General features: G+C 58.3%; 12 protein-coding genes. 3 read left to right on the top strand and 9 right to left on the bottom strand.

Annotated elements, in window-relative coordinates:
- Positions 1-6 precede the first annotated feature (6 nt).
- Positions 7-1188, bottom strand: a complete 1182-nt coding sequence (locus tag AC3WKX_RS10820) for an amino acid ABC transporter permease (RefSeq protein WP_003216323.1) — start codon at positions 1186-1188, stop codon at positions 7-9.
- A gap of 72 nt (positions 1189-1260) precedes the next feature.
- Positions 1261-2292, bottom strand: coding sequence for an amino acid ABC transporter substrate-binding protein (locus AC3WKX_RS10825; RefSeq protein ID WP_003216321.1), 1032 nt, complete (start codon positions 2290-2292; stop codon positions 1261-1263).
- A gap of 347 nt (positions 2293-2639) precedes the next feature.
- Here AC3WKX_RS10825 and AC3WKX_RS10830 point away from each other — a divergent pair, with 347 nt between their 5' ends.
- Positions 2640-3296, top strand: a complete 657-nt coding sequence (locus AC3WKX_RS10830) for an alpha/beta hydrolase (RefSeq protein ID WP_102605025.1) — start codon at positions 2640-2642, stop codon at positions 3294-3296.
- Between the two features lie 96 nt (positions 3297-3392).
- Positions 3393-4880, top strand: coding sequence for an ATP-dependent RNA helicase RhlB (gene rhlB / locus AC3WKX_RS10835; protein WP_102605026.1), 1488 nt, complete (start codon positions 3393-3395; stop codon positions 4878-4880).
- Positions 4881-4891: 11 nt separating this feature from the next.
- Here the strand turns inward: rhlB and AC3WKX_RS10840 are convergent, their stop codons facing one another.
- Entirely contained in the window at positions 4892-9667 is a 4776-nt protein-coding gene (locus AC3WKX_RS10840) for an RHS repeat domain-containing protein (RefSeq protein ID WP_102605027.1), read from the bottom strand.
- 46 nt (positions 9668-9713) lie between these two features.
- A complete protein-coding gene (locus tag AC3WKX_RS10845) occupies positions 9714-10739 on the bottom strand; it encodes a hypothetical protein (RefSeq protein ID WP_032899432.1) in 1026 nt (341 codons plus the stop codon).
- Positions 10740-10993: 254 nt separating this feature from the next.
- Between AC3WKX_RS10845 and AC3WKX_RS10850 the strand changes: the two genes are divergently transcribed.
- Positions 10994-12130: an NAD(P)/FAD-dependent oxidoreductase gene (locus tag AC3WKX_RS10850; protein ID WP_102605028.1), complete on the top strand. Its 1137-nt coding sequence runs from the start codon at positions 10994-10996 to the stop codon at positions 12128-12130.
- 171 nt (positions 12131-12301) lie between these two features.
- Here AC3WKX_RS10850 and moaE read toward each other — a convergent pair whose 3' ends face one another.
- From moaE to AC3WKX_RS10875, 5 genes are all read right to left on the bottom strand, one after another.
- A complete protein-coding gene (moaE, locus tag AC3WKX_RS10855; RefSeq protein ID WP_087692831.1) occupies positions 12302-12751 on the bottom strand; it encodes a molybdopterin synthase catalytic subunit MoaE in 450 nt (149 codons plus the stop codon).
- Between the two features lie 2 nt (positions 12752-12753).
- Complete coding sequence (gene moaD, locus AC3WKX_RS10860) at positions 12754-12996, bottom strand: molybdopterin converting factor subunit 1 (RefSeq protein WP_003216306.1); 243 nt, start codon at positions 12994-12996, stop codon at positions 12754-12756.
- Positions 12993-13466: a cyclic pyranopterin monophosphate synthase MoaC gene (gene moaC, locus AC3WKX_RS10865; RefSeq protein ID WP_008435663.1), complete on the bottom strand. Its 474-nt coding sequence runs from the start codon at positions 13464-13466 to the stop codon at positions 12993-12995. The genes moaD and moaC overlap by 4 nt, the downstream gene beginning before the upstream one ends.
- A gap of 164 nt (positions 13467-13630) precedes the next feature.
- On the bottom strand, positions 13631-15025 hold the full coding sequence (locus AC3WKX_RS10870; RefSeq protein WP_008435664.1) for a PhoH family protein: 1395 nt from the start codon (positions 15023-15025) through the stop codon (positions 13631-13633).
- A gap of 349 nt (positions 15026-15374) precedes the next feature.
- Positions 15375-16499, bottom strand: a complete 1125-nt coding sequence (locus AC3WKX_RS10875) for a polysaccharide deacetylase family protein (RefSeq protein WP_102605029.1) — start codon at positions 16497-16499, stop codon at positions 15375-15377.
- Positions 16500-16768 lie beyond the last annotated feature (269 nt).

The raw sequence follows: 16768 nt of genomic DNA on the forward strand, positions 1-16768 counted from the left end.
GTTTCCTCACCGCTCGATCAGCGCAATGCGCTTGTTGTACCAGTTCATCAGCAGGGAAATGCTGATGCTGATCGCCAGGTACACGCTCATGGTGATGGCAATAACCTCGATGGCCTGGCCGGTCTGGTTGAGCACCGTGCCGGCAAACAGCGAAACCATTTCCGGGTAACCGATACCGGCGGCCAGTGACGAGTTTTTCGCCAGGTTCAGGTATTGGCTGGTCAGCGGCGGAATGATCACGCGCAGGGCTTGCGGGATGATCACCTTGCGCAGGGTCGGACCGTTGCGCAGCCCGAGGGAACGCGCCGCTTCGGTCTGGCCGTGGCTGACGGACTTGATGCCTGAACGCACGATCTCGGCGATAAACGCCGCGGTATACACGGTCAGGGCCAGGGTCAGCGCCAGCAACTCGGGAATCAGTACCCAGCCGCCGACGAAGTTGAAGCCTTGCAGCTTGGGCATTTCCCAGTGCAGCGGCGCGCCGAACACCAAAGCGCACAGCGCAGGGATCACCACCAACAGCGCCAGGCCGGCCCAGAACTTGTGGAACGGAACACCGGTGGCTTCAAAGCGTTTATTTGCCCAACGGGCCATCAGCACAATGGCGATGATTGCCACCACGACGCTGATCACAAACGGCCAGAAACCCTCCGCCATCAACGCGGCAGGCATGTTCAGGCCACGGCTGCTGACAAAGAACGTGTCGCCGAAGTTGTGGCTGTTGCGCGGCCCCGGCATCGTCAGGAATACCGCGAAGTACCAGAACAGGATTTGCAGCAGCGGCGGAATGTTGCGGAACACTTCCACATACACCGTGGCCAGCTTGTTGATCATCCAGTTGGGCGACAAGCGCGCCACACCGATGATGAACCCGAGGATGGTCGCCAGGACCACACCGATCACCGTCACCAGCAGGGTGTTGAGCAGACCGATCACAAAGACCCGGGCATAGCTGTCCGATTCGGTGTAGTCGATCAGGTGCTGAGCGATGCCGAAGCCGGCACTGCGCTCAAGAAAGTCGAAACCCGAGGTAATGCCCCGGTGTTGAAGGTTGGTTTGCGTGTTGTTGAACAGGTACCAGCCCAACGAGACCACCGCCACAATCGTGATGATCTGGAATAGCCACGCACGCACTTTTGGATCACTGAAGCTGAGCTTCTGTTTTGGTGCGCCGATTTGATTTTGCATTAAGTGCCCCAGAAATAATGGAACAGAACATCACCCGGCGGTTGGCCCACCGGGTGATAGAACCATCAGCGATCAGCGCACAGGTGGTGCGTATTGAATGCCACCGTTGGTCCACAGAGCGTTCAGGCCACGATCGATTTCCAGAGGCGTGCTCTTGCCGAGGTTTTTCTCGAACACTTCGCCGTAGTTACCGACCTGCTTGACGATCTGTACGACCCAGTCCTTCTTCACTTTCAGGTCTTTGCCGTATTCGCCGTCAGCACCCAGCAGACGGGCAACGTCCGGGTTCTTGGTGGACTTGGCTTCAGCTTCGACGTTTTTGGAGGTGATACCGGCTTCTTCGGCGTTGAGCATGGCGTAGCCAACCCAGCGCACGATGGCCAGCCACTCGTCGTCGCCGTTACGCACGACAGGGCCCAGTGGTTCTTTGGAAATGGTTTCCGGCAGTACCACGTAGTCTTTCGGCGAAGCCAGCTTGCTGCGCTGTGCGTAGAGCTGGGACTTGTCGGAGGTCAGTACGTCGCAACGACCGGATTCCAGCGACTTGGCGCTTTCATCGGAGGTGTCGAACGTGATCGGGGTGTACTTCAGGTTGTTGGCGCGGAAGTAGTCGGAAACGTTCAGCTCAGTGGTGGTACCGGCCTGGATGCAGATGGTTGCACCGTCCAGTTCCTTGGCACTTTTCACGCCCAGCTTGTTGTTCACCAGGAAACCAACACCGTCGTAGTAGGTGATGAAGCCCGGGAATTTCAGGCCCATGCCGGCATCGCGGGAGCTGGTCATGGTGGTGTTGCGCGACAGGATGTCGACTTCGCCAGACTGAAGCGCGGTGAAACGCTCCTTGGCATTCAACTGGCTGAATTTGACCTTGGTTGCGTCGCCGAATACGGCAGCGGCAACAGCACGGCACACGTCAGCGTCGATCCCGAGGATCTTGCCGCTGGCGTCCGGCACCGAGAAGCCCGGCAGACCGTCGCTCACGCCACACTGCACAAAGCCTTTCTTCTGCACGGCATCCAGAGTGGCGCCAGCCTGGGCGAAACCACTGACACCCAGTACGGTAGCCGCAGTCACGATGGCCAGGGTGGATTTCAATACCTTCATTCAAACCTCCAGTTTTGCTCTTGTTGTGTCGGAGCTCGAACCCCACCGCACCCTTATGAGGCGACATCGACCCGTGTTGGCTTTTTTTGGGGTCAAACAGCATGAGGTTTTTGCTTTAAGTCCAGTTGCTATCCCACAGGCGCCAGTCACTGATAGTGTTACCGCCTGGGGTGAGCCTTGACATCGGGTTTCACATAGCAAGCCCCGTACCAGACTGATGGCTGAGTCGTTTCAGCCCATGGTCAAGAGCAAAAGATTCAACCTTGCGACATTCTCTTAACAGATCAACCCGTCGCGCACCGTTCCGACGCACTCAATCGGAGCGCACGCACATATATGGAGCAGACATGACCGAACCCTTGATTCTTCAGCCCGCCAAGCCCGCAGACGCCTGCGTAATCTGGTTGCATGGCCTGGGTGCCGATCGCTACGACTTCCTGCCCGTGGCCGAAGCCCTGCAGGAAAAACTCCTGTCGACGCGCTTTGTCCTGCCCCAGGCGCCGACACGCCCGGTGACCATCAATGGCGGCTACGAGATGCCGAGCTGGTACGACATCAAGGCCATGAGCCCGGCGCGTTCCATCAGTGTTGAAGAGCTGGAAGCCTCGGCAAAAATGGTTACCGACCTGATCAAGGAACAAAAAAGCAGCGGGATAGACGCCTCGCGGATTTTCCTCGCCGGTTTTTCCCAGGGTGGCGCCGTGGTGTTCCACACCGCGTTCCTGAAATGGCAGGGTGCTTTGGGTGGCGTGATTGCCCTTTCCACCTACGCGCCCACTTTCGGTGACGAACTCGAATTGTCGGCGAGCCAGCAACGGATTCCGGCGCTGTGCCTGCACGGCCAATACGACGACGTGGTGCAGAACGCCATGGGTCGCAGCGCCTATGAGCATTTGAAGTCGCGCGGTGTCACCGTTGCATGGCAGGAATACCCAATGGGCCACGAAGTGTTACCCCAGGAGATACACGATATCGGTGACTGGTTGGCCGCCCGCCTGGTCTGAAAACCACCCATTGTGTAGCCGCATGACCAACGCACTACGCCGCGCCCGATTCTTGCATTACACTGGCCGGCGTACATTCCTTAACCAATTGATGAGATGACCGTGCTCAAAGCACTCAAGAAGATGTTCGGTAAAAGCGAGGCTGAGCAGCTCGCGCCAGGTTCCAGTGCCCCCGCCCACGTTCAAGGCAGCCGCAATGACGGCCAGCAGCCTGGCCGGACCGCACCTGTAGCCTCGCCAAAAAAAGAGCCGGTGACCACACCCGCCACGGTTAACGTCGCTGAAGAGCCAGCCGCCGACCAACCACGCCAGGAGCCACGCCAGGAAAAGCCGCGCCGTGAACGCGCGCCCAAACCTGTGGTTATTCCCTGGAAACTGGAAGACTTCGCCGTCGAACCCCAGGAAGGCAAAACCCGCTTTCATGATTTCAAACTCGCCCCGGAACTGATGCACGCCATCCAGGACCTGGGTTTCCCGTACTGCACGCCGATCCAGGCGCAAGTATTGGGCTTCACCCTCGCCGGCAAAGACGCCATCGGTCGCGCCCAGACCGGTACCGGCAAGACCGCTGCGTTCCTGATCTCGATCATTACGCAGTTGTTGCAGACCCCACCGCCAAAAGAGCGCTACATGGGTGAACCCCGCGCACTGATCATCGCCCCGACCCGGGAACTGGTGGTACAGATCGCCAAGGACGCCACCGACCTGACCAAGTACACCGGCCTCAACGTGATGACGTTTGTTGGCGGGATGGACTTCGACAAGCAGCTCAAGCACCTGGAAGCGCGCCACTGCGACATCCTGGTGGCCACGCCGGGCCGCTTGCTGGACTTCAACCAGCGCGGCGACGTGCACCTGGACATGGTCGAAGTGATGGTGCTGGACGAAGCCGACCGCATGCTCGACATGGGCTTCATCCCGCAAGTGCGTCAGATCATTCGCCAGACCCCGCCGAAAAACGAGCGCCAGACCCTGCTGTTCTCCGCGACCTTCACCGAAGACGTGATGAACCTCGCCAAGCAGTGGACCACCGACCCGTCCATCGTCGAGATCGAGGCACTCAACGTCGCCAGCGAGAACGTCGAACAGCATATCTATGCCGTGGCCGGTGCCGACAAATACAAGCTGCTCTACAACCTGGTCAACGACAACGGTTGGGAGCGGGTCATGGTGTTTGCCAACCGCAAGGACGAAGTGCGCCGCATCGAAGAACGCCTGGTGCGTGATGGCGTGAATGCCGCGCAACTGTCCGGCGACGTGCCGCAGCACAAGCGCATCAAGACCCTGGAAGGTTTCCGCGAAGGCAAGATTCGCGTGCTGGTGGCCACCGACGTGGCCGGACGCGGGATTCACATCGATGGCATCAGCCACGTGATCAACTTCACCCTGCCGGAAGTGCCGGACGACTACGTGCACCGGATTGGCCGTACCGGCCGCGCGGGCGCGGCGGGCGTGTCCATCAGCTTTGCCGGTGAAGACGACTCGTATCAGTTGCCGTCGATCGAAACCTTGCTGGGCCGCAAGATCAGCTGCGAAACGCCACCGACGCATTTGTTGCGTCCGGTGGAGCGCAAACGCCCTTAAGCTGGAAGACCTCAGGCCGAATTCCATTCGGCCAGGATGGGTTGGCGAACACGCGAGGCCTCCTGCGAAAAGGCCTCATGGAAAGTGAAGCTGCTGCCTGACATATCGACAAGGCGATGGGCCTGAGGCTGGGGTTGCGGCTGCCCCAGTGGCTGCTGCAAGTTCTCGGCATCGCCCCCGATAGGCGCTGCCGGCTGGCGCTTTCTGATCCGACCGTCGACCGAGCGGTACAGATTGACCACGCGCAAGCCAAAACGCGTCACCCCCCAGGCTTGGCTTGGCAGCGTAATGTCATTGAAGAACTTGTAAGAAGCACCGGTCAGCAACTTGCCAGCGGCCTGCAATCCGGCCCTTGCTTGGGAACTCAATAGACTGAAGCTTCGGACCGCCGGGCTTGCGGCGACTTCAACCGCCCGGGAAGCGCCCGTCGCCGCTATGCCTGCGCCCCCTAAACTGGCCGCGACACCCACCGCTGCAAAGGTCAGCGATGCCCAGTTCAGGACGTTGATTTGACTGGAGCGATCCCAGCCCATCTGATTGTCGACCGCCTCAACGCTCAGTGCGGCAATCCCCAACGTCCCACCTACCGAGGCCGCGCCTGAGGCCGCCAACAGCGCACTCTTGCCGGCAATGGTCAGTACAGCGGCTTGAGCGCTGATGGCAGCGAGCAAGCCCGCAGTTGCAAGCCCAGCGGTGACCACCGACATGCCCAGTGCAACACCGGTCAGTGCCCACCGGGCCCATGTTGGAAAACTGAAGAGGCCGCTGGGGTCCGACCAATTCACCGGGTCACCGCCACAATAGGCGTAGCTGTTGATCCCGCCCTCGTCAAAAGGACTGAGGGGATCAGGAGAGAGAAACACCATGAGTTCGGGATCATAGGCACGGCGCCCATTACCCAGGTGATAGAGGTTGACCGGTACGTCCAGCCGTTCGCCGTTGTATGCGGGCAGTTGCAGATGGACCATCGAAGGAGGCGTACCATCTGCCAAGGCGATCCTGGCGTCACCGTAGGGCGCGTACTGCCGGCGCACCTGCTCCATGCCCGGCGCCACCACACCGCGGACACTGCCAGCGCCGTCATTGACCAGTAGTTGCTCGCGATTACCGTGATCACGGTAGGCCAGCACCTGGTCGCCGTCGCGCACGTAATGCACCCGTTTACTGCCCTCCACCAGCGTGTCGAGCCGATCCCCGGCATAGGCCAGCATCACGGGGGCTTCGTTGCCTCGCGCAGCAAGCACCTGGCGTGCTTCGCCGTCGTATTGATAGCTGTACCTGAGGGCGTCGACCTGCACACCAGTGAGCTGGTCAAAACCGTTGTACGCAAAGCTGCGGCTGGAGGTGCCCTGCTGCAAATTACCGGAGGCGTCATAGCTCAGGGTCAGGTTTTGCACCGGGTTAGTGTGGGTTACGCGCGTCAGGCAAGCAGGATCTTGACCCTGGAAAAAACGCTCGCTACGGTCGCTATCGCCATCGGTAAATGTCGTCTGCACTTCGGTCATATTATCGAGACCGTCGTAACTGAAATGCTGCTGCTTGATCGCCCGACCCAATCGATCCATGGGGAATTGCGTGCCGTCGCACACATAGGATTTGAGCCGCGAATAACCATCGTAAGTGAACGTCTCGCCCGTGACCACGACGTCATTCGCATCTTTCAACGTGCGAGTGGCCAGCAGGCCATCGTCGTAATAGGTGCTGACGATGTTCTGCAGTAGCGCACCGAACTGATCCAGCTTACGTTCTGACTCACGCCCCCATGCGTCATAGACCACCGAGTCGGTAAGACGCATGAATTGGTAACTGAGGGTTCGCGCCGATGGGCGCCCCAGGCTGTCGTAAGCCTGGATCGTGCCGATAAAACCGGTGGTTGTCTGTTGGAGGCGTCCGAACAGGTCATATTTCAGGTCACTGCGCTGCCCATCCGCCGAGGTATGCCGCAACAGCCGCCCACCCGGTGAGTAGCTGGTCAGGCTAGTCAATGCCTGACTGCCCAGCGTCTGAACTTCCTTGGCGAGATAGCCGTTCTCGTCGTAACTCATCTCATGCTTGAGCCCGGCTGTAAGGGATTGTCGCATCGCGCCACTGATGGGGTCGTACTCAAGGTCTATCGGCGCATGCCCTGCCATCTGGACGCCCGTCAATGTTTCCAGCTCGAGGTCATACCGGTACTCCTGGCGGTCACCGCGCGGCGAAGTCACCGCCACTGGCGCAACCTGGTTGGGCTTGTACTCCCAGGTCGTGGCTGTTGCGTTGCCACGCGCTTGGGAAATGACGCGGCCCAGGCTGTCGTATTCACGCGTGCCAAGCAGCTTGCTGTCTACGGTGAGGGTGCGCACCATTGGCTCGCTGGTGCCAAGCGCATACGTCGTCAACCGCTCACAGGGCGGCGTTCCGTCGGAGGGGGTTTCCAGGCTGCGCACCACACGATCAAAAATGTCATAGGCGTATTCAGTCTTGGTCTTCCTGGCATCGATGCGCTCCGTGCAGCGGCCCAGCCCGTCATAAGTACGGGTTTCCACCACAATGCGCGCACCGCCAACGCTCACCCGCTCAACCCGTGCCGGTTGATTGTGTTCGTTGAACCAGGTTTCCAGTTGCGCGTCACCTTGCACCCCCGTCACCCGGCGGTTGAGGAGCGGGTCATATTCATCGATCAATACCCGACCATCGGGTTGAGTTACCGTCCACGGGTTGCCCCAAATGTTATAGGCGTGGCTGGTTTTCAATGTACGCGGCCCATCACCCAGATAATCCAGACGGGTTTGCTTCACGAGCCGCCCGAGTGCGTCGTACGCCCAGGAACCCAGAAGCCTGTCATTGTCCGCGATGCCATCAAGCGATTGCGCAGCAGAGAGCTGGCGTCCCATGCCATCGAAATACGTGAAGAGCACGGTGCCTTGTGCATCCGTGGTGACCAAATGGGCCATCTTGGCCCCGGCCGAAAAGTGATAGGCATAACGACGTCGGGCCATCTGGAGCGTGCCTGGCGCGGCGGTTTCCGATGTCAGCCGCCCACTGACATCGTACGTCATCGCCAGGCTGCCGACGGCATCACGTGTCATGTCGAGCAGACGCTGATTGGTCAGTGACCACGTGCGCGCGGACTCGAGCCATTGACCAGGCTCACGCCCCTTCAAGCTCCGGACTTCGGTGATCGAGTCGCCATTGAAGGTGCAGGTGAAATCGGAGACCAGAGAGAGTTTGTCGATCGTCGTCGTGGAGCTTTTCAAGCGACCATGCAGGGCGGTGTTGGCGGCCACAGAATGATAGGTATAAGACGTATGGGTGCCCCCTTCAAGGTTGATGGCAAGCGGCATGACGAAGTAGCCGCCCCCCGTTATCGAGACGTCGGTGTGGGAATGTTCAGTGGTCCGAGCCGCAGTGGTCGATCTGGCCGGGAAAAGCTTTTCCAGCTTCAGGTAACGTTGAAAGAGTCCATGGGGGTCGGCAGGGCATCTTCGGGGCTCGCCGGTCACCGGGTAATAAGTGTATTCGGTGCGTACGCCGGAGGCCTCGGTGCGGCTTAGTTCGTTGCCGAAGTCATCGGTGGTGATACTGACCACTTCCGCCCTTGGGGGTTTGCCACCCTGGGGATACAGCTCAAAGGTCTTGGTGATGCGGCTCGGAAGTTGGAGATTGGCGGGCTGATTTGGAAACTGGATGCCCCGAACTTCATTGTAGACAGTCTCGGTTTTGACCTGGCTGCCATTGGCTAGCATTAATTCCTCAGTCAACAGGTGAAAACGATTATAAGTGGCGCGGGTAGACCGCAGGGGCTTGCCATTATTATCAACGTAAGTTTCTTCCGCCCAATAAGCGTACTCGCTATCCACCCGATACAAATTATCCTGGCCCTGGCGAAATCCGCCATTAAGAGGATATCCCGTGAAGTTACGGTTGGGACTGTAGTTATAAGAGCGGACGACAGAGGGCTGCCCGCGTCCGGGGTTTTGCTCCCAGTAGGTGACGACCGGAATATACAAACGGGCATCGTATTGATGCCCATTTGAGTTATACCGAATTATCTCCTGCCCCCCCATGGGTGTCATAACCTGCGAAATAGCTACCATTGCATCAGGCAACCTGAGGTACTGAAACGAATAGGCCTCACTTGCGACTGGCCCTGCCAAGTCATAAGGAACCGTGACCTTGGTCAGTTGATTGTCGATATGAGTATATTCAAATCGCGTACGGGCATAACGATTACCATCAATTAGTGTATCGGCGGTTACCAGCGATCCGGCGGAATACTTCAACATCAACAGGTCGGTTTCTTTATCGTCAACAATGCTCTGCAATAAGTTATTACCGCCATACCGGAAGGTCAGCCGCTCGCCATTTTCGAACTGGATGGCACTGATCTTATAGGGACCGGGAATGCTGAGGGGACGCAGGATTTCGACAGTGCCATCCTTGTAAATTACGTGCAGCGTATTTTGCGCAACCCGTTTTATGGTGAGGTCCTTCAACTTATGGTCGGTAATAACAGCATTGTCCCCTACGGAGGGCAGCCCTTGGGTTAGATATTGTTCACCGTTGAGTAGCGTAAGCTTGAAGCTGTTCGGGTCAAATTCGGTATTCGACAAGCTCCAGCCTTTACCGTAGCCACTGTTGCGGGTATCCATCATCGAGAACGCCAAGGCAATCTCTCGGCTGATCTCTAACGGCCCTTTTGGGCTCAAGACTGCCAAACGAACCAGACACCCATACTGCCCGGTACGCAGGTCAACCGAACCGCCGAGGTGGGCGCTGAAATTAAACGCGTTCGAATAGATGTCCATAGGTCCACCGCTTCGCACTTGGAGAGGGGATGAAATGCCTGGAACGTCAGGGTTTTGAAGTGGCGCGCAGCACCATCACATTGTAATTGTCGGTCTCGGTCAGGTAATAGTGATGCGAGCAGCCATAACTATCGACCATTGTCCAAATACTGGCCCCTTGTTGATCGGTGTTGGGGTTATTCAACCAGGCCTTGACTCGCGCAGCACGCATGATGGTATTGCGCTTGTTCGCAGGAATTAGTTCATTTCCCCCTGAAGATTTTTTCAGCAGGCTATTCATTGTGATGTTTCCAACAGTATTACCCCGTATGACACCGCCGATCTGTCTAATACCGTGCCCAATGTCCCGAGTGTAGTAAATATCAAAGTGATCCCCCTGAACAGATGGATCTTTTAATTTTACGGGATCAGTCGGAGGTATATTCTCGACAAATCTCAACCCAAGGGGTGGCGTCCAATAATAAATATCCACATCCACACCCTGCACTGAAAAGGCGTCGGTATCAGCCCAATGATCGAGCCGCTCAGCAGACAATGTATAGGGCTCTTGACACTTAACAGTGACAGATGATTGATAATTAACATTATCTCTCTCCATATTGGTTGTATATGTTTTACGTCCCACCGTAATTTTTGCCATAAACTGCTGATTACCAGTTGATCTCAGATCACACCTCAGGTATCGCTTCTCATTTTCGAGCGGACCAATACCGGGCATCGGCTGAATAATAGGGTTAGAAGGGGCTGTAGCCATGCTGGGTTCCTCAAGCACCCCCGACCACCGACCCATGTTAAATTCGTTCCTTTTTGTATCACAATACCATCCGGCCGGAATTGTCGCTTCTGGGTTTGTGGAATACTCAACCACCGTGGCACTTTCAAGCTCCGTCGCCTCAAAGGCTGCCAGCTCCCATATACCTTCAGCGTTTCTCCTCTCCTTTTGGACAATTATATTGACTTGACATTGCTGTTTGCCACCCAGATACACCTCATTATTAACTACATTGCCACCATCGCGAGGGAATTCAATATCAAACGTTTTTAAACGAACATTGGGATCTTCCGCTTTCATTTCCTTCTCCTTATCCAACATAGAGAACAGTTATCATCAACGCCACATCTTGTACCGGCCTGATGCAAGTAAGCGCTTTATAGAAGGGACCGCCTACTGTTAGAAATAACAGTTTTTCCGGAATTTTCAGGTCAAAAGGAAATAGCGATTTCCTGCTTTATCGCCAGGCTGAATATAAATGTGAAAGCGGGCTTGTGGAGGAGCAAGCAAGCCTGCACATTTGGTTTCAGCATTTTCAAATCCAGGAGGAACACATGAACCAGGCCGACTACCTCATCATCGGCGGTGGCATCGCCGGCGCATCCGCCGGCTACTGGCTGTCACACCATGCCCGCGTCATCGTGCTGGAACGCGAGTCGATGCCGGGTTACCACTCCACCGGCCGTTCCGCCGCCCTGTACATCGCCGCCTATGGCACGCCCCAGGTCCGCGCACTGACGCTGGGCAGCCGCGCCTTCTTCGATCAGCCGCCCGCAGGCTTTGCCGAACACCCATTGCTCACCCCACGGGGCGAATTGCTGGTGGACTTGATTGGCGACCCCGGTGAGTTGCAGCGCCAGTACCTAAGTGCCAAAGCCCTTGTGCCAGAAACGCGACTGCTCGACGTCGAGGAGTCGATGGCCATGATGCCGATCCTGCGCCGGGAAAAAGTCCATGGCGGGATCTACGACCCGACCGTGTGTGACATCGATACCGATGCGCTCTATCAAGGTTACCTGCGCGGCATTCGGCGCAATGGCGGAGAAATCCACACCGACAGTGACGTGCAGAAACTGACCCGCGACGGTCAGGGACTGTGGCAAGTGCGCACGGCCCAACAACACTTCAGCGCCCCGGTGATCATCAACGCCGCCGGCGCCTGGGCCGACCATATCGGCGAGTTGGCCGGTGCACAGAAAATCGGCCTGCAACCCAAACGTCGTAGCGCGTTCGTCTTCTCTCCACCCGCCGAGCTGAACATCCACGCATGGCCGGAGCTGGCGGCCCTCAATGGTTCGTTCTATATGAAACCCGACGCGGGCATGTTCCTCGGCTCACCGGCCAATGCCGACCCGGTGGAGCCCCACGACGTGCAACCGGAAGAGCTGGACATCGCCACCGGCATCTATCACATCGAGGAAGCCACCACCCTGAGCATCCGCCGGCCTGCGCGGACCTGGGCCGGGCTGCGCAGTTTCGTCAGCGATGGTGATCTGGTCTGCGGGTTCGATCCACAGGTGGAGGGATTGTTCTGGATTGCGGCTCAGGGCGGCTATGGGATTCAGACCTCACCAGCGATGGGCCAGGCCAGTGCGGCGCTGGTGCGCGGCAAGCCGTTGCCGGATGCATTGGCGGCGTTCGGGTTGACCGAAGCGATGCTGTCGCCCCACCGGCTGCACACCTCGACCTGACCTGTGTGGCGGGGGAGCTTGCTGTGGCGAGGGGCTTGCTGTGGCGAGGGAGCTTGCTCCCGCTGGAGTGCGCAGCGCTCCCGCTTTTTTTGGGGCCGCTTCGCAGCCCAGCGGGAGCAAGCTCCCTCCCCACAGCAAGCTCCCTCCCCACAGCAAGCCCCTCGCCACACGTTATTTCCAGCGGTCAGCGGCTGCGTGATCGCTGTCGCGCCCTTCCACCCAGCGCGGCCCTTCGCTGGTGTTTTCCTTCTTCCAGAACGGAGCGCGCGTCTTCAGGTAGTCCATCACAAAGGCGCAGGCATCGAATGCCGCCTGACGATGGGCACTGGCCGCCGCAACAAACACGATCGGCTCACCCGGCTCCAGGGCGCCAATGCGATGCAACACTTCCAGCTTGAGCAGCGGCCAGCGTTGCTCGGCCTCCACGGCGATTTTGCCGAGGGCCTTTTCAGTCATGCCCGGGTAGTGTTCGAGGAACATCCCTGCCACATCCAGGCCATCATTGAAGTCGCGCACATAGCCGACAAAACTCACCACCGCGCCTACGCCCACATTGGCCGCATGCATCGCATTGACCTCGGCGCCGGGATCAAACGCCTCGGCCTGCACCCGAATCGCCATGGTCAGCCTCCGGTCACGGGCGGGAAGAATGCCACTTCGTCGCCAGCTTGCAGCGGCTCTTCAAGGTCGCACAGTTCCTGGTTACGAGCGCACATCAGGCTGGCCTCATTGAGCACTGCGAATTCCGGGTCACCGGCCAATGCCTGGCGTACAGCGTCGACCGTCGCGAAGTCACCTTCCATCTCCAGGGAGTCCAGGCCAATCGCTTCGCTGTAGCGCGCAAAAAACAGTACGTTGATGCTCATGCCTGGTCCGCCTTGAAATGCCCGCTCTTGCCGCCGAGTTTCTCCAGCAGCCGAATGGTTTCGATGGTCATGCCACGGTCCACGGCCTTGCACATGTCGTAGATCGTCAGGGCGGCAACACTGGCCGCGGTCAACGCTTCCATCTCCACGCCGGTCTGCCCGGAGAGTTTGCAGCGGGCGACGATGCGCACCGCGTCCAGGCCATCGGCACTGAGCTCGACCTTGACCCCGGTGAGCATCAACGGGTGGCACAGGGGAATGAGATCACTGGTTTTTTTTGCGGCCTGGATCCCGGCGATACGGGCCACGGCAAACACGTCGCCCTTGGGGTGGGCGCCGTCGACAATCATTTTCAGGGTCTCGGGCAACATGCGCACCCGCGCTTCGGCCACGGCTTCACGGAACGTCACGGCTTTTTCAGTGACGTCGACCATGTGGGCGCGACCTTGGGAATCGAGATGAGTCAGCACAGGGATACTCCTGATCAGGAGCTCCGATTGTAAACCCAACGCCGATCAAATGTGGGAGCTGGCTTTTGGGGGAGTCGGGCTTGCCCGCGATGCAGGCACCTCGGTATGTCAGTTACACCGAGGTGATGCTATCGCAGGCAAGCCAGCTCCCACATTGACCGTGGTTACAGGTGAGATTCGGCGTATTCGGCCAGAATCGAACGAGGGACACCTTGCAAGGCGATGTGCACGCCGTTCGGGAAGTCCTTGAAGCGTTCCGTCAGGTAAGTCAGCCCGGAGCTGGTCGCGGACAGGTAAGGGGTGTCGATCTGTGCCAGGTTGCCCAGGCACACCACTTTGGAACCGGCGCCGGCACGGGTGATGATGGTTTTCATCTGGTGCGGCGTGAGGTTCTGGCATTCATCGATCAAAATCAGGCTCTGCTGGAAGCTGCGACCTCGAATGTAGTTGAGGGATTTGAACTGCAACGGCACTTTGCTGAGGATGTAGTCGACGCTGCCATGGGTGTTTTCGTCATCCATGTGCAAGGCTTCGAGGTTGTCGGTGATCGCCCCCAGCCACGGCTCCATTTTTTCCGCTTCGGTGCCGGGCAGGAAACCGATTTCCTGGTCCAGGCCCTGCACGCTGCGGGTGGCGATGATGCGGCGATAGCGTTTGGTAACCATGGTCTGTTCGATGGCGGCGGCCAGGGCGAGGATGGTTTTCCCCGAACCTGCGGCGCCGGTCAGGTTGACCAGGTGGATGTCCGGATCAAGCAAGGCATACAGCGCCAGGCTCTGGTAGATATCACGCGGTTTCAGGCCCCAGGCTTCCTGGTGCAACAGGGGTTCCTGATGCAGGTCGAGGATCAGCAGCTTGTCGACCTGGATCTCTTTGATCCAGCCCACAAAACCCTGTTCGTCGATGATGAATTCGTTGATGTGCACAGCCGGCAGGTTGTCGATCAGCTGTACCTGGTGCCAGGTGCGGCCATGGTCCTGACGGGTTTCGACCTTGCTGACGCGATCCCAGAACGAGCCGGTCATGGTGTGATAACCACGAGACAGCATTGACACGTCGTCAACCAGTTGGTCGGTACTGTAGTCCTCGGCAGCGATCCCACACGCTCGTGCCTTGAGGCGCATATTGATGTCTTTGGTCACCAGCACCAGGCGCAGGTCCTTGTCGCGTGCGTGCAGGTCGATCAATTGGTTGATGATTTTGTTGTCGTTCAGATTCTCCGGCAGCAAGCTGTTGGGCTCGCTGCGCTTGTTCATCAGAATCGACAGCAAGCCCTTGGGCCCGCCTTTGCCACGCTGGATCGGTACGCCCACCTCGACATCGTCGGGGGAGGCTTCGCCGAGGGTCTTGTCGATCAGGCGGATGGCCTGGCGGCATTCGGCGGCAACGCTGTGGTGCCCGCTTTTGAGTTTGTCGAGCTCCTCAAGCACGATCATCGGGATGGCGACGTGGTGTTCTTCGAAGTTGAGCAGTGCGTTTGGATCGTGAATCAGTACATTGGTATCAAGCACATAAAGGATTGGCTGGTCGGAAGAAGGGTTACGTCCATGATCATCCATACTCGGTCACCTTTGTGGGAGCCAGTCGACGCAATACCGCGACAGTGCTGCGCCTCGATTCGACCGTCGAACGCACTTGAGGGGCGTCAAGTGCGGTGCACACAAGAGGTGTCTTGGAAGACGCCACCTGTGTTGCAGGTTTCGGCTGTCTGTCTTCGTAATACCGCAAAACACATGACAGGAAAAAGCACTTTGACGCTTTTTTGAAGTTTATTTTTCAGGATGACGAATAGCACTAGGCGCGCCGGCATTGCACCGTTAAAGTCGGAAGTCCGCCTGTATCGAAATACCTCTCAAATTCCCCCCTGAAAAACCTCAGCCCCAACAGGGCCGGGCTTTTCGTGCTTTTTCAGCGAAACGCTTCGCGGCAATCCTGCCAGCCGAGTCCACTTTCTGCCGTGGCGTGTAAAAGCCAGGGTAAAGCGATGCGCGCCTTGTCCTGGGTGTCGTGGAAGACGATCACCCCGCGCCGCCACAACAGCATCAGTGTGAGCACGCGGTTCGCCGACTCATCAGCCTTGAGCTTGCCGGGTTCGTCTTCCGAGTCGATGTCCCACAAGGCTACTTGCAGGCCTTGTGACTGGAAAAATCCCTGGCTGTCGGACCGGCGCTGACCGTACGGCGGGCGGAACAGCGGCAGGTAGTTTTCCGGCATCAGGTTTTGCGCCAGGGAGGCGCTGCGGGTGATGGACGACTGCCAGTCGACCCAGTGGCTATGGGAGCGGTACTGCCAGCCCTGGATGCCAACGCACTGGCCCTGGTACAGCGCCTGCACATCGGTGGCCGAACTTTTCTCGACGCGGGTTTGCAGGCTGTTGCCGAGCACGAAGAAGAGGCCGTGCATTTTCTGTTTGCGCAGGTAGTCGGTGAGCCAGTCGGTGTTGCCGCTGACCGGGGACGGTCCGCTGTCGAAGGTCAGCAGGAACATCCGGTCGTTGAGTTCGTCGCCGTTGCGTTCGTGGTCGCCGAAGCGCGCGATTTCGCTGCTGATCTGGGGGAACAGGGCGGCCTTGCGCAACTGTTCATCCAGGTAGCGCTCGTGGAATGCGCGGCTGGGGCCAGCCCAGCCTATATAGAAGGAGTTGTCGCTGACTTCGAATTTGGCGGCTTGTTCGCGCAGGTCGTCCATGTTTTCCACCAGGTAGCAGAAGGAGGCGTCCTGTTCGCAGCTTTGTTGGGCGAAGGTGTAGTTTTCCAGTAGCCGTTGCCAGAGTTGACGGCGCAGGTCGTCGATCGAGGCCTGGTTGATGATCTTCAGGCCCAGGCGCTGCTTGAGGGCGGGCTCGTCGAGGGCTTCGCTGGCCAGCAGGGTATGGGCGAACATCAGGATTTCTGCGCGTGAGGCGACGTCGAACAGGGCGGGGCTGCTGAGGCGTTCGGGCCAGGTGCCGCGGTCCAGGGTTGCGACATCCACGGGGGCGGCTTGGGCGCCCAGGCAGATGAGCCAGGCTGACAGTAAAAGCGCAATTCGCACGAAGGGTCTCCCTTTCCAGAGTCGTCGGGCACTATAGCCGATCGTGTGGGGGCGCTATTGGGTTGGTGTGTATATGCGTTATTTGAGTGATGGCTTGTATTGGTTCCGCTCTTACAGCGGCTCACTTTTGAACGCTTTTGCAAAGTGACTCGCTGTAAGAGCGAAACCATAAGCCGCCGTAACCGCAGAAACGGATATGCCCCCCAACGACCGCACAGCTATCTATCACCATCATAGGTGGAGTCAAACCGCCCTACCCCCTAGAATCC

The sequence above is a fragment of the Pseudomonas sp. GP01-A4 genome (assembly GCF_058780865.1).

Coding starts and splice junctions, on each gene's coding strand:
- moaD (WP_003216306.1), bottom strand. CDS start 12,996: ATGAGCATCAACGTACTGTTTTTTGCGCGCTACAGCGAAGCGATTGGC.
- AC3WKX_RS10870 (WP_008435664.1), bottom strand. CDS start 15,025: ATGGATGATCATGGACGTAACCCTTCTTCCGACCAGCCAATCCTTTAT.
- moaE (WP_087692831.1), bottom strand. CDS start 12,751: ATGGCGATTCGGGTGCAGGCCGAGGCGTTTGATCCCGGCGCCGAGGTC.
- AC3WKX_RS10850 (WP_102605028.1), top strand. CDS start 10,994: ATGAACCAGGCCGACTACCTCATCATCGGCGGTGGCATCGCCGGCGCA.
- AC3WKX_RS10825 (WP_003216321.1), bottom strand. CDS start 2,292: ATGAAGGTATTGAAATCCACCCTGGCCATCGTGACTGCGGCTACCGTA.
- rhlB (WP_102605026.1), top strand. CDS start 3,393: ATGACCGTGCTCAAAGCACTCAAGAAGATGTTCGGTAAAAGCGAGGCT.
- AC3WKX_RS10820 (WP_003216323.1), bottom strand. CDS start 1,188: ATGCAAAATCAAATCGGCGCACCAAAACAGAAGCTCAGCTTCAGTGAT.
- AC3WKX_RS10840 (WP_102605027.1), bottom strand. CDS start 9,667: ATGGACATCTATTCGAACGCGTTTAATTTCAGCGCCCACCTCGGCGGT.
- AC3WKX_RS10830 (WP_102605025.1), top strand. CDS start 2,640: ATGACCGAACCCTTGATTCTTCAGCCCGCCAAGCCCGCAGACGCCTGC.
- AC3WKX_RS10845 (WP_032899432.1), bottom strand. CDS start 10,739: ATGAAAGCGGAAGATCCCAATGTTCGTTTAAAAACGTTTGATATTGAA.